The sequence below is a fragment of the Streptomyces sp. NPDC026575 genome (assembly GCF_055567415.1).
Genome location: NZ_JBVHQM010000008.1, coordinates 185,003 through 198,868, shown reverse-complemented (window position 1 = coordinate 198,868; position 13,866 = coordinate 185,003). Strand labels below are relative to the sequence as shown.

Here is a 13,866-nt window from a genome sequence, read left to right as displayed (position 1 = left end):
GCCCGCAATCCCTGGCGGGCCAGCCCTTAGGGCCTCTGCGGCGCCGTGGCGTCCCGGGTGGGACACCGCCGCGCCGCCCGCTCAAGCCCCGGTCCGCTCCACGGGGATCCACAGCTCCGCGTCCGCCCGTGCCGCGTCCGCCGACAGGCGGACACGCAGGATCTCCGGTCCCGGCCTGCTCTGGTACGGGTTGGACGGGAACCACTGGGTGAACACGTCCCGCCACAGGTGCTGGAGCGCCTGCGGGAACGGCCCGGAGTGGTCGAAGACGGCCCAGGTCCCCGCCGGGACGGTGAGCGCGTCCAGGTCCTCCGGGACGTCCGCCCCGGTCACCACGCCGTGGTAGTAGTCCAGTTCGGTCCCCTCCGCCCGGCTCGGGTCGAGGTCGTCGCTCACCGCGACGATCCCCGCCGGCTCCTGATCGGACAGCGCGCCGACGCGCCGCATCGTCTCCTGGTCGATGCTCCGGACGAAGTCGGCTATCGCGGGGTTCACCCCCTCGTGCACGAGGGGGACCCGGGCCTTCTTCCCGGCCACCCGGAACTGCTCCTTCTCCACTACGCGGTACCGCATGCTGCTGCTCCCTTCGACGATCACCCGAAAGGACATCCGAGGCTGGGAGCGCAGCGCGGCCCCGGTCCGCCGGGCCTCGCCCGGTCCCACACCGTGCACGGCCCGGAACGCTCGCGCGAACGCCTCCCCCGAGCCGTAGCCGTAGCGCACCGCGATCTCCAGCAGCGTCCGCTCCGCGCCGAGCACCTCGGCCCCCGCGACGGTCAGCCGCCGGCGCCGGATGTACTCCGACAGCCCCATCCCCGCCAGCGCGGAGAACAGCCGTCGGAAGTGGTACTCCGACGTCGTCGCGATCCGCGCCAGTTCGGCCACCTCGATCGGCTGATCGAGATGCGACTCGATGTGTTCCAGGGCCTCGTTCAGCGGCTCCAGCACCTCGGTCTCCTTCCCTCGCGGCCCTCACGACAGGAAGGGCGCACCGTGCCGGACCCGATATCCCGTGCCCGGTCCCCTCAGGTACGACGGGTCGCCGACGATCTTCCTCCCGGGGCATACGGACCCTACGCGCAGCCGCCGTACGGGCCGGCACCGCGGTAGGGAGCGCACCGCCGCACGGAAGCGCCCCGTACACCGCGGCCTGCGGGCGTACGGGGCGAGCGGAGGGACAGCGGGACGGGCGCGGGGCCGGGGGCGGGTGTGCGGCGGGGTCTCAGCCCTTGTCGTTCTGCCGGTTGCGGATGCCGAGGCGGCTGTGCGCGCGCCCGTACAGGAAGTAGACGCCGAAGCCGACCACCATCCACACCCCGAACCGCGCCCAGGTCTCGGCGGGCAGATTGAGCATCAGCCACAGCGAGGCGGCCACCGACAGCAGCGGCACCACGGGCACGAACGGGGTGCGGAACGAACGGGGCAGATCCGGCCGGGAGCGGCGCAGCAGGATGACGCCGATGGCGACCACGACGAACGCGAACAGCGTGCCGATGTTGACCAGTTCGGCCAGCTCGTCGATCGAGGTGAACCCGGCGACCACGGCGACGACGACGCCCAGCGCGATGGTCGCCCGGTAGGGGGTGCCGTAGCGGGGGTGGGCCCGCGAGAAGACCCGGGGCAGCAGTCCGTCCCGGCTCATCGCGAAGAACACCCGGCTCTGGCCGAGCAGCAGGATCATGCAGACCGAGGTCAGACCGACGGCGGCGCCGAAGCTGATCACCCCCGCGAAGTAGGGCTGGTCGAGGTCCTTGAAGGCATCCGCGAGCGGGGCGTCGGTGGAGAGCCTGCTGTACTTCTCCATACCGGTGACGACCACCGACACCGCGACGTAGAGCAGGGTGCAGATGGCCAGCGAGCCGAGGATGCCGCGCGGTACGTCGCGCTGCGGGTTGCGGGTCTCCTCGGCGGCGGTGGCGACGATGTCGAAGCCGATGAACGCGAAGAAGACCACGGCCGCGGCGCCGAAGATGCCCATGACGCCGAAGTGGGACGGGGTGAAGCCGAAGAGCAGCTGCGACAGCGGCGCGCCCAGTCCGCCGCCGCCCTCGGTGGGCCGGCTGGGCGGTACGAACGGTTCGTAGTTGTCGCCGTTGATCAGGAAGGCACCGGCGATGATGACCAGCAGGACGACGGTGACCTTGATCCCGACGACCACCGCCGTGACCCGCGAGGACAGCTTCATCCCCAGCACGAGGATGCCGGTCAGCACGAGCACCAGCACGCAGGCGAGCAGATCGAAGCCGAAATGACCCTCGTGGGTGCCGGACAGGCCGACGGGAAGGTGCCATCCGGCGCTGTCGAGCAGCGAGCGGATATAGCCCGACCAGCCGACGGCGACCACCGCGCAGCCCAGCGCGAGTTCCAGGATCAGGTCCCAGCCGATGATCCAGGCCGGCAGCTCGCCCAGTGAGGCGTAGGCGAAGGTGTAGGCCGATCCGGCGACCGGCACGGTGGAGGCGAACTCCGCGTAGCACAGCGCCGCCAGCGCGCACACCACACCGGCGGCGACGAAGGCCAGCGACACGGCGGGACCGGCCTGCTCCTTGGCGATCTTCCCGGTGAGGACGAAGATGCCGGTGCCGATGACCACACCGACGCCGAAGACGGTCAGATCGAGGGCCGACAGGGACTTCTTGAGTGTGTGCTCCGGTTCTTCGGTGTCCAGGATCGACTGCTCCACAGTCTTCGTCCGGAACATGCCGCTGTGTCGACGTGAATCATGTGGTGTGCCGTGCTCTGTGCTCATGGGCGAACCTCCGCCTGGACGACCCTCGCAACTCTCCTGAACTGACCGAGTCTCCGCAATGTCGGGAAACAGTCAGCTTTGGCGGGCCTCCAGGGGGCGGGGATTCACCCGATGGGGTGTGTCCGCAGGTATGCCGATGGGCCGGGCGGAACATCCGTACGGATGACCGGCCGGCCCATCGCCAGGGTCTGCGGAATCAGTCGCGGGCGACCTCGGCCTGCGCGCGGTCGGGAGCGTCCGCGGTGTCCTCCAGGTCGGTCCGCGTCAGACCGTCGATCTTGGACACCAGGCCGGTCACCTGGCGGGCGATGTCCGGAGCGGTGAGCCCGATCTCCGCCAGGATCTCCTTGCGGGAGGCGTGGTCGAGGAAGCGCTCGGGGATGCCGAAGTCGCGCAGCGGCAGGTCCACGCCGGCGTCCCGCAGGGACTGGGCGATCGCCGAACCGACGCCGCCGGTACGGGAGTTGTCCTCGACGGTGATGACCACGCGGTGCTCGGCGGCCAGGCCCGGCAGCGCCTCGTCGACCGGCTTGACCCAGCGCGGGTCCACGACGGTCGTCGAGATGCCCTGCTTGTCGAGGAGGTCGGCGATCTCCAGGCACATCGGGGCGAGCGCGCCGACGGAGACCAGCAGGACGTCGGGCCGCTTGACGCTCGCGTCGGGCGCGCGGAGCACGTCCATGCCACCGACCCGGCCCACGGCCTCGACGGCCGGACCGACCTTGCCCTTGGAGTAGCGCACGACGGTCGGGGCGTCCTTGACCTCGACGGCCTCGCGCAGCTGGGCGCGCACCTGGTCGGCGTCGCGCGGCGCGGCGATCCGCAGCCCCGGGACGACCTGGAGCAGGGACATGTCCCACATGCCGTTGTGCGAGGCGCCGTCGTCGCCGGTCACCCCGGCCCGGTCCAGGACGAAGGTGACCCCGCACTTGTGCAGGGCGACGTCCATGAGGACCTGGTCGAAGGCGCGGTTGAGGAAGGTGGCGTACACCGCGAAGACCGGGTGCAGTCCGCCGGTCGCCAGGCCCGCCGCCGACACCGCCGCGTGCTGCTCGGCGATGCCCACGTCGTAGACCCGCTCCGGGAACGCCTTGGCGAACTTGCCCAGGCCCACCGGCTGCAGCATGGCCGCCGTGATCGCCACGATGTCGTCGCGCTCCTGGCCCAGCCTGACCATCTCGTCGCCGAAGACGGAGGTCCAGCTGGCGCCCGACGCCGCCACCGGCAGACCGGTGTCAGGGTGGATCACCCCGATGCCGTGGAAGCGGTCCGCCTCGTCCTGCTCGGCCGGCTTGTAGCCGCGGCCCTTCTCGGTGAGGCAGTGCACGATGACCGGGCCGCCGAAGCGCTTGGCGCGCTGCAGCGCGGACTCCAGGGCCTCCATGTCGTGGCCGTCGATCGGTCCGACGTACTTCAGGCCCAGGTCCTCGAACATGCCCTGCGGGGCGATGAAGTCCTTCAGGCCCTTCTTCGCGCCGTGCAGCGTCTCGTAGAGCGGCTTGCCGACGACGGGGGTGCGCTCCAGGAGGTCCTTGCCGCGGGCCAGGAAGCGCTCGTAGCCGTCGGTGGTGCGCAGGGTGGCGAGGTGGTTGGCCAGACCGCCGATGGTCGGCGCGTAGGAGCGCTCGTTGTCGTTGACGACGATGACGAGCGGGCGGTCCTTGGCGACCGCGATGTTGTTGAGCGCCTCCCAGGCCATACCGCCGGTCAGCGCGCCGTCACCGATGACGGCGACCACGTGGTCGTCCTTGCCGCGCACCTGGTTGGCCTTGGCCAGGCCGTCGGCCCAGCCCAGGACGGTGGAGGCGTGGGAGTTCTCGATCACGTCGTGGTCGGACTCGGCGCGCGAGGGGTAGCCGGACAGCCCGCCCTTGGCGCGCAGCTGGGAGAAGTCCTGACGGCCGGTGAGCAGCTTGTGGACGTACGACTGGTGCCCGGTGTCGAAGAGGACCTTGTCCTTGGGCGAGTCGAAGACGCGGTGCAGGGCGATGGTCAGCTCGACCACGCCGAGGTTCGGGCCGAGGTGTCCGCCGGTCTTGGAGACCGCGTCGACAAGGAAGGTACGGATCTCCCCCGCCAGCTGCTCCAGCTGCTCCGGGCCCAGTCGGTCCAGATCGCGCGGTCCCCTGATACGGGAAAGCAACGCCACCCCTGCCTCCTTGCTGTGGTCGAGCTTGCTGCTGTGATCGAGCTTGCCGATCAGATGAGTCTAATGTCGCGCCTGCTGCACCGACGCGCGGGCCTCGCGATGTGTGTCACTCGGGTGACGACGGCTTTCGGCCGGTCGGTTGCGGGGTGTGACCCACACGGCACCGGCCCCCACCGGATCATGCCCGGTGGGGGCCGGTGCCAGATGACTACCAGAGGACTAGGTACGTCCGGAGCCGGCCTGCACTTACGTGCGCCCGGTGCGCTGCCGCGGTCAGCAGACGACCGGCACCTTACGTGCGCCCCGCGGTCTTCTGGGTCCGCCGAGAGACCGAGTCGATCACGACCGCGGCGAGCAGCACCGCGCCGGTGATCATGTACTGGATCTCACTGGCCATGCCCAGCAGGTTCAGGCCCTGCTGGATCGACTGGATGACCAGCATGCCCAGCAGTGCGGACCAGATCTTGCCGCGGCCGCCGAAGAGGCTGGTGCCGCCGATGACGGCCGCCGCGATGACGTTCATCAGGGTGTTGCCGGCGCCCAGGTTCTTGGTGGCGCCACCGGAGAGGCTGGCGATGAACAGTCCGCCGAAGGCGGCGAGCATCCCGGAGATCGCGAAGACGCTGATCCGGATCTTGTTCACGTTGATGCCGGCCCGGCGGGCCGCCTCGGCGTTGCCGCCGACCGCGAAGATCTGCCGTCCGTAGGTGGTGCGGCGCACCACGAAGTCGGCGATGACCAGCACCGCGAGGAACAGCACCAGGGCCAGCGGCAGCCCGCGGGCACCGGCCGGCTCGTTGAGCACGTAGGCGACCACGAAGCTGATCAGCGCGACCACGCCGGTGCGCAGCAGGATCTCGCTGAGCGGCCGGGACGGCAGTGCGGCGGCCTTGCGGCGCTTGCTGTCCAGCAGCAGCGACGCGGCGTACGCGAGGACCGCGACCAGCGCGAGGCCGTACGCGGCGGCCTTGTCCTCGAAGTAGTAGCCGGTGAGGCTCTCCACCACACTGCCGCTCGGCGTGTTGATGGAGCCCTCCTTGCCCATCATCCAGATCTGCAGACCGCTCCAACCGAGGAAACCGGCCAGAGTGACGACGAAGGCCGGCACACCGATCTTGGCGAAAAAGAACCCATGCAGGGTGCCGATGGCCACACCGGCCACGATGGCGATCAGGACCGCGAGCCAGTCGTTGACGCCGTTGGTGACGCTGAGCACGGCCCAGACGGCCGCGCCGACACCGGCCACCGAGCCGACGGAGAGGTCGATCTCGCCGAGCAGCAGCACGAAGACGATGCCGACGGCCATGATGCCGAGGCCCGAGGTGTAGACACCGATGTTCGCGAGGCTGTCCGCGGACAGGAAGCTGCTGTTCTTCAGCTGGAAGACGACCGCGATGACGATCAGGCCGATGATGACCGGCAGCGAGCCCAGCTCACCGCCACGCACCCGGCGCTTGAAGTCGTTGAGGTAGCCGGCGATGCCCTGCTCCCGGACGAGGAGCCGGGGGTCGACGGCGGCCGGCTGCGGGGTGTCGACGGCGACTTCCGTGGCCTCCGTCGTCTGCGCCGGCTCCGCTGCCGGCTCCTTGGTGAGGTCACTCACGCTCCGGCCTCCTTCTTCACCTGGTCCGTACGCGCCTTGCGGCGGGTGACGGCGTTGTCCGAGGCGCCGGTGATCGCGGCGATGATCTCTTCGTGGGAGGTGCCCTCGACGTCGAAGACACCGTTGTTGCGGCCCAGCCGCAGCACCGCGACCCGGTCCGCGACGGCCTGCACATCGGCCATGTTGTGGCTGATGAGGATGACGCCCAGGCCGCGCTCGCGCAGCCGCTCGACGAGGTCGAGGACCTGCGCGGTCTGCTCGACGCCGAGGGCGGCGGTGGGCTCGTCGAGGATGACGACCTTGGGGTCGCCGATCAGCGCGCGGGCGATGGCGACGACCTGCCGCTGGCCGCCGGAGAGCGCGGCGACGGGGATGCGGACGCTGGGGATGCGGATGGACAGGGTGTCCAGCAGCTCCTTGGCGCGCTTCTCCATGGCGATCTCGTCGAGGACACCGACGGTGCGGGTCTCGTTGCCGAGGAAGAGGTTGGCGACGACGTCGAGGTTGTCGCAGAGCGCGAGGTCCTGGTACACGGTGGCGACGCCGAGTTCCTGGGCGTCGTGCGGCTTGCCGATGCGGACCGGCTCGCCCTCCCACTCGATGGCGCCGTCGTCGACCGGGTGGACGCCCGAGATGGTCTTGACCAGGGTGGACTTGCCGGCGCCGTTGTCGCCGACGAGGGCGACCACCTCACCGGGGTGGATCTCCAGGGTGACGTCCGTAAGTGCTTGGACGGCGCCGAACCGCTTGGAGACTCCGCGCAACGCCAGCACAGGCGTAGCGGACACGTGAATCATCTCCTTCGCCGCCGTCACAACGGCGGGGATGGTGCGAAGAGCGGGGGGCTCTGCGAGGGGATGGGGGTGGTGCGGGTACGGTCCCGCGCCCGCGCCCGGGACAGGTCGGCGCGGGCGGGGGAACCGGTACGGCCGGGGGCCGGTGGCCGGGCGGTGGCCGGGCGGCCGGGGCCCGGGGCCCGTCAGCCGGGGCCTTACTTGATGCCGGCCGCCTCGCAGGCCCTCTTGACGTCGCCGGTGCAGATCTGGCTCGCCTTGTAGACCTTGTCCTTGAGGATCGTGGACGCGATGTTGTCCTTGGTCACGATCTGCGCGTCGTAGAGCTTCGCCGGGATGCCCTTGACCTCGCCGCTGAGGCTGTCGACCTTGGCGTCGGTCAGGGAGTCGATCTTCCCGCCCTTGAGGAGCTTGACGGCGATCTCGGCCGTGGAGTCGGCCTGCGGCTTGATCTGCTTGTAGATCGTGAACGCCTGCTCGCCCTTGAGGATGCGCTGCAGGCCCGCCAGCTCGGCGTCCTGGCCGCCGACCGGGACCTTGACGCCCTTCTGCTTGAGGGCGGTGACGATGCCGCCGGCCATGCCGTCGTTGCCGGAGTAGACGCCCTGGAAGCCGTCCTTGCCGAGCGAGTCGAGGGCCGCGCCCATCTTCCGGTTGGCCTCGTCCGGCGACCAGTCCGGGATGTCCTGCTCGTAGGCGATCTTCTTGACCTGCTTGTCGAGGACGCTGTGGGCGCCCTTCTTGAAGAACGGCATGTTCGGGTCGGTCGGCGAACCGTTGATCATGACGACATTGCTGTCCTTGGCCTTGTCGCCGAGCGCCTTGACCAGCGCCTCGCCCTGGAGGCGGCCGATCTTCTCGTTGTCGTAGGAGACGTAGGCGGAGATGTCGCCCTCGGCCAGCCGGTCGTACGCGATGACCTTGACGCCCTTCTTGGCGGCCTGGTTCACCCACGACTTGGTGGCCTTGTAGTCGACCGCGTCCAGAATGATCACCTTCACGCCCTGGGTGATCAGCGCGTCGAACTGCTTCTTCTGGGTCTCGGTCTCCTGCGCCGCGTTGTTGTACTTCACCGTGCAGTCGCTGCACAGCTCCTTGATCTTCGCCTCCATGAGCGGGCGGTCGAAGGTCTCGTAACGCGTGGTCTTGTTCTCCGGCAGCAGCAGGCCGATGGTCTTGGTGTCGCCACCGCCGCCTTTGGCGCCGTCTCCGGCCTTGCCGCAGGCGGCCACGGAGAGCGCCATCGATACGGCGGCGGTTCCTATGACGACGCGACGCGTCCAAACGTTCATTGGGGTTGCCTCCCTGACGAGGCCGCGTCGTTGCGGCCGAGGTGGCTGGAAGTCAACTCGGCCGCCAGCCGACCGTCAAGAAGTAAATCCTTAACGAGATGGCAACGGTGCCATGCGTTAGGTGTGTGAACTCAGCGCGCTCACGCTAGGGCAGGCGCGTCCACACCCTGTACTCCGTCGAGCAGGGTCGAATCGCCCATTTCGCTCAGCACCAGCGCCAGTGCGCCCAGCACCTCCGCACGGCCTCCGAGCGTGCCGGGGACGATGCCCAACTGCCGTGCCGCGCTGGGGATCGCGTACCGCGACACCGACTCCCGGATCGGCGCGAGCACCAGCTCACCGGCCTCGGCGAGATCGCCGCCGAGCACCACCCTGCTGGGATTGAGGAGATTGCACAGATTGGCCACACCACTACCGATATGGCGGCCTACGTCCGCGATCACCCGACGGCAGCCCGGGTCCCCCTCGCGGGCCAGCTGGACCACGCGCGGCATGGTCAGATCGGCGCCGTGGCTCGGCTGGAGCAGCGGCAGCACGTACCGGGCCGCGGTGAAGGTCTCCAGGCAGCCGCGGTTGCCGCAGCGGCACACCGGACCGGACTCGTCCAGCGTGATGTGCCCGATCTCGCCCGCGGTGCCGCCCGGCCCGCGGTAGATCTGCCCGCTGATCACCAGGCCGGCGCCGACACCGCTGGCGACCTTGATGTACGCCAGGTCGGCGGCCCCGCGGCCACCGCCCCAGACCAGCTCGCCCAGCGCGCCGAGGTTGGCGTCGTTGTCGACGTAGACCGGCACCCCGAGGCGCCCGGAGAGCTCCTGGCTGGGGTTCGTCCCGGACCAGCCCGGAAGGATCGCGGTCGAGCCCAGCGTCCCCGATTCGACGTCGATCGGGCCGGGCACGCCCAGGCCGACGCCGATGACCTTGCCCGGGCTGATGCCGGTCGCCGCGATCAGCCGGCTGACCAGCCGCTCCGCCCGGTCGAAGCCCTCGGCGGCGGAGGCGTCCACATCGATCGGCTCGGCCTCCTCGGCGAGCACCTGGTGGGCCAGGTTGCCGACCGCCACCCGCAGATGGGAGTGCCCGAAATCGACGCCCACGACGATGCCCGCGTCGCCGGAGAGCGAGACGCTGCGCGCCCGCCGCCCGCCCGCCGAGGTGGGGGTCACCTCGACGGTCCCGCCGTCCTTCAGCTCACGGACGATATTGGAGACGGTGGCCGCGGACAGCCCCGTGCTCCGGGCGATCTCCGCCTGCGTGAGTGAGCCCGCCATACGCACCGCGCGCACGACCCGCTCCAGATTGGCCCGGTGCAATGAGGACTGCGACCCCGGAGTCTCCATCGACTCATCCACTCCTGTCTCGGGCCGGGGGTGCCTCCCAGCGGGGCTGGGGAGGGCACGACCGCCCGCCGACCGCACCCACACCTTCGGGGGGCGGCTGTCGATTCAACATGTGAACTCTAAGCAGAACGCCCGTCGGGAAGTCTCGTCAAGACGTTGAGTCCGGGATGATCGGGGGGCGGCTCAGATGTGCGGCCCTCGGGGGCGGCTCCGCCGCGGCGGGGCCGCCCCCGAGGGCGGAGCGCATACCGGGATCTACTTGATCGCTCCGGCCGTCAGCCCGGCCTGCACCTGCCGCTGGAAGATGAAGTACACCAGCAGGACCGGCAGCATCGCGATCATCATGCCGGCCATCAGCCCGCCCCAGTCGCCCTCATAGCCCTGCTGCAGCGCGATGTTGGCGAGGCCCTGGGTCAACACGTACTTGTCCTCGTCCTGGTTGAGCACCATCGGCAGCAGGTACTGGTTCCACTGCCCCAGGAAGTTGAAGATGCCGATGCTGATCAGGCCGGGCTTGGCCATCGGCAGCATCACCTGGAAGAACGTCCGCACATGCGAGGCGCCGTCGATCATCGCCGCCTCCGCCACCGAGGTCGGCAGGGTGCGGAAGAAGGACGTCATGAAGAAGACGGTGAACGGCAGCGAATAGGCGATATAGACCGCGATCAGGCCCTGGTACGTCGCCAGCAGCGGAATCCCGGGGAAGTCCCGCATCACGAAGAACAGCGGAATGACCAGCATGAACACCGGGAAGGACATCCCGGCCACGAACAGGTAGTAGATGAAGCGGTTGCCCGGGAAGGTGAACCGCGCCAGGACGTAGCCGGCCATGGAGCCGAGCACCATCGTGCCGATGACCGAACCCCCCACCACCACAAGGGTGTTGAGGAAGAACTTGCCGATATTGGCCTTGTTCCAGGCGTTGGCCCAGTTCTCGAAGTGCAGCACGTCCGGCAGCGACCAGGGCGTGGTGAGAATGTCGCCGCTGCTCTTGAAGGAGCTCCACAGCACCCACAGCAGCGGCATGCCCACCATGAGCGCCCATACGATCAGCATGCCGTGCGAGAAGACATGGAGTACGCCGCCCTCGGCGCCCTTGCGCGACCTCCCCGCGCTCTTCCCGCCCTCGGCCCGCCGCCCGGCCGTCGCCGGCAGCTTGTCCACCGCGTCCGTTTCCGTCGTCATGCGCCCTGCCCCTAGAACTCGATCCGCTCACGCCGCGCGAAGCGCATCGTGAGGACGGCGAACAACAGCGTGACGATGAGCATGGCGACACCCATCGCCGCCGCGTAGCCGAACTGGCTGTCACGGAAAGCGGTTTGGTACAGCCGGAGCGGTACGACATCGGTCGCGCCGTCCGGACCGCCCATGTTGACCGACATGATCTGCACCAGCGCGAAAGCGTCCATCGCGATGATGCCCATATAGACCCAGCCCGTCTGCACGGTGTCCCACAGCAGCGGAAGGGTGATCCGGAAGAAGGTGTGGAAGCGGCCGGCGCCGTCCAGCAGCGATGCCTCGTAGATCTCCCGCGGAATGGAGGCCATGGCGGCGGAGAACAGCACGACATAGAAGCCGACGTTCGCCCAGACCATCACCACCATGATGCAGGCCAGGGCGAGGCTGCCCTCACCGAGCCAGGAGCTCTGCAGGGAATCCAGACCCACCGCGCCGAGCAGCGAGTTGAGCATGCCGTCGTGCGGATCCGGGTTGTAGATGTTGAACCAGATCACCGAGATGATGGTGATCGAGATGACCTGCGGGAAGAAGTAGACGAACTTGTAGAACGACGCTCCGCGCACACCGGTGATGACCGCGCCGCGGCGGGCGCGTCCACCGACGTTGAGCATGAAGGCGAAGAACAGCCCCAGCGCCAGCGTCGCGATCGGCACCAGCACCAGCATGACGACGTTGTGCCGCAGCGCGTTCCAGAACTCGTCGCTGTGCAGCAGCTTGTCGTAGTTGTCCAGACCGATGCTCTTGGCGGCGCCGCGCAGGCCGCTCCATTCCGTGGTCGAGATCTGGAACGCCTGGATGAACGGCGAGATCACGAAGATCGCGTAGATCAGCAGAGGCAGGGCCAGGAACCCCACGATAAATCGGTACTTGCCGTGTTGCATGCGCTCCCCGGCCCTCCCTCGTCAGCGGTGGCGGTGGCAGTGGCAGTGTGCTCAAGCCTCGCGGCGGAACTTGGTGACCGAATCGTCCTTGGCGAACTCGTCCGCGTACTGCTGGGCCTTTTTGATCCACTCCGCGGCCTTCATGTCACCGGTCAGCAGCTGACTGGTGAGCCCGCCCAGCTTCTCGTCCGTCAGCTTCGGGTACCACTCCTGAAGCTGGATCATCAGCAGGTTCTCGCCACCCTTCTTGACGACCTCGGCGGCCGAGGAGAGGCCCGGTGAGAGCTGCATTCCGTCGGTCGCGCCCTGGACCGCGGTGAGCGACTTGACCTTCGCCGCGAAGTTCTGCGCGTGCTTCTTCGACAGCATGATGCGCAGCAGCTCCATGCCGCCGACCGGGTTCTCGCCGCCCTTGGCCACGATGAACGGCTCACTGGGCTCGGCGCGTACGGTGCCGTGCGGCATCTTGTCGCCGCTGCCGGCGTCGAACAGCGGGCCGACGGACATGCCGAAGTCCTTCGGGGTGGTCGGCGCGGCCTCGTTCTCCACCCAGGAGCCGTTGGGGATGAAGACGGCCTTCCCGCGGGTCCAGGCGGTCTGGGACTGAATGTGCGTCAGCCCCTGGCTGCCTTCCAGGAAGTACTTCTTGGCGGCGAGTTCCTCATAGTGCTCGACGACCTGCTTGACCGCGTCGTTCGAGGTCCATGCCTTCGGCTCAAGGTTGTCGATGGCGATCCACTTGTCGAGCCCGCCGATCTTGGCGATCTGCGCGAACATATTGAAGTGGACGTAGTACGGATACTTGCCCGGGTACGTCCAGGGCGCCACATTCGCCTTCTTGATCTCCGCACAGAGCTTGATCATGTCGTCGAACGAGGTCGGGTACTCCCAGCCCTTGTCCTTCAGCAACCGGCTGGAATACCACGTGCCGTAGACGGTGAACGCGTAGTAGAGGACATCGAAGGCGTCCTTGTGCTTGCCCTTTTCCAGCGTGCTGGGGTAAAGCGTGTCCCGGACCTTCTTCTTCGGGTCGTCCAGCGACGGCGCATCGAGCAGCGTCGTCAGATCCTGCAACTGGCCCTGCGAGGACAGCTTGTTCATGTCCAGGTGGTCGGATCCGGAATTGTCGATGACGTCCGGGGGATTTCCGCCGGCGAAGCGCGGCTGCAGCTTCGGCCCGACCTGCTGGGTTCCGGTGTGCTTGACCGTGACGCCATAGGTCTTGCGGTAGTCGGCCTCGGCGTCCTTCGCGTACTGGTCGCCCAGCCCGCCCTTGAAGATGAACGCCTCCATCGGCACGCCCTTCTTCACGCCGAGCGGGTTCTTCGCCGAGGTCTCGCCCTTGTTCTTGGTGCCGTTGTCGGTGTCCCCGCCACCGCCTCCGGTGGCACACGCAGAAAGCGTCCCCATGGCCGGGACCGCGATGATGCCCAGGGCCGCGGCCCGCTTGACCAGATCGCGACGGTTGAATTCTGAGGTGGATCCCATGCTCAAGTCCTCGCCTTCTTCAGGACTCAGGCGGTGTACCGGAGCCACCCCGGCACCGCGGGTCAGATGAAGCTGAGTTGTACGGGATGTGCACCGGGCGCGCTAGGGATATGCGGGGAAATCATCCGTTCCCTGCCGTCACCCGGCTCCCCACGGCCTTGGCCGTACGGCCGCTCGGACGCCGACAGGTATAGTCCACTTCCGGCCGAAGGGGCAAGATCGAATGCAGGGTTGGCCGGCAGTCTTTCCCTAGTTGAGACCTCCCCGGTATGCGGACGATCCGACCGCCGTCACCCCGCCGGACCACCTTGGGACCCGGCCGGCCCAGCGA

General features: G+C 68.5%; 10 protein-coding genes. All 10 read right to left on the bottom strand.

Annotation, left to right across the window (positions count from 1 at the left end; genetic code table 11):
- Nucleotides 1–81: 81 nt before the first annotated feature.
- The 10 genes from ACZ4NB_RS13635 to ngcE all read right to left on the bottom strand — a co-directional run bounded on the left by ACZ4NB_RS13635 (nucleotide 82) and on the right by ngcE (nucleotide 13,535).
- Complete coding sequence (locus tag ACZ4NB_RS13635; RefSeq protein ID WP_467661074.1) at nucleotides 82–948, bottom strand: AraC family transcriptional regulator; 867 nt, start codon at nucleotides 946–948, stop codon at nucleotides 82–84.
- 274 nt (nucleotides 949–1,222) lie between these two features.
- Nucleotides 1,223–2,749: an amino acid permease gene (locus tag ACZ4NB_RS13630; protein WP_467661072.1), complete on the bottom strand. Its 1,527-nt coding sequence runs from the start codon at nucleotides 2,747–2,749 to the stop codon at nucleotides 1,223–1,225.
- Nucleotides 2,750–2,945: 196 nt separating this feature from the next.
- Nucleotides 2,946–4,898, bottom strand: a complete 1,953-nt coding sequence (gene dxs, locus ACZ4NB_RS13625; RefSeq protein WP_467661070.1) for a 1-deoxy-D-xylulose-5-phosphate synthase — start codon at nucleotides 4,896–4,898, stop codon at nucleotides 2,946–2,948.
- 292 nt (nucleotides 4,899–5,190) lie between these two features.
- Nucleotides 5,191–6,501, bottom strand: coding sequence for a sugar ABC transporter permease (locus tag ACZ4NB_RS13620; RefSeq protein WP_467661068.1), 1,311 nt, complete (start codon nucleotides 6,499–6,501; stop codon nucleotides 5,191–5,193).
- A complete protein-coding gene (locus ACZ4NB_RS13615) occupies nucleotides 6,498–7,298 on the bottom strand; it encodes an ATP-binding cassette domain-containing protein (protein ID WP_467661067.1) in 801 nt (266 codons plus the stop codon). Before ACZ4NB_RS13615 ends, ACZ4NB_RS13620 begins: the two co-directional genes overlap by 4 nt.
- 194 nt (nucleotides 7,299–7,492) lie before the next feature.
- The gene (locus ACZ4NB_RS13610; protein ID WP_467661065.1) at nucleotides 7,493–8,587 is read right to left on the bottom strand and encodes a substrate-binding domain-containing protein; all 1,095 of its coding nucleotides are present in this window, start codon (nucleotides 8,585–8,587) and stop codon (nucleotides 7,493–7,495) included.
- Nucleotides 8,588–8,727: 140 nt separating this feature from the next.
- The gene (locus tag ACZ4NB_RS13605; RefSeq protein ID WP_399146219.1) at nucleotides 8,728–9,927 is read right to left on the bottom strand and encodes an ROK family transcriptional regulator; all 1,200 of its coding nucleotides are present in this window, start codon (nucleotides 9,925–9,927) and stop codon (nucleotides 8,728–8,730) included.
- A gap of 255 nt (nucleotides 9,928–10,182) precedes the next feature.
- Complete coding sequence (locus ACZ4NB_RS13600) at nucleotides 10,183–11,112, bottom strand: carbohydrate ABC transporter permease (protein ID WP_467661063.1); 930 nt, start codon at nucleotides 11,110–11,112, stop codon at nucleotides 10,183–10,185.
- Nucleotides 11,113–11,123: 11 nt separating this feature from the next.
- The gene (locus ACZ4NB_RS13595) at nucleotides 11,124–12,047 is read right to left on the bottom strand and encodes a carbohydrate ABC transporter permease (RefSeq protein ID WP_467661061.1); all 924 of its coding nucleotides are present in this window, start codon (nucleotides 12,045–12,047) and stop codon (nucleotides 11,124–11,126) included.
- A 51-nt stretch (nucleotides 12,048–12,098) separates the two neighbouring features.
- Entirely contained in the window at nucleotides 12,099–13,535 is a 1,437-nt protein-coding gene (gene ngcE / locus ACZ4NB_RS13590) for an N-acetylglucosamine/diacetylchitobiose ABC transporter substrate-binding protein (protein WP_467661059.1), read from the bottom strand.
- Between the last annotated feature and the right edge of the window lie 331 nt (nucleotides 13,536–13,866).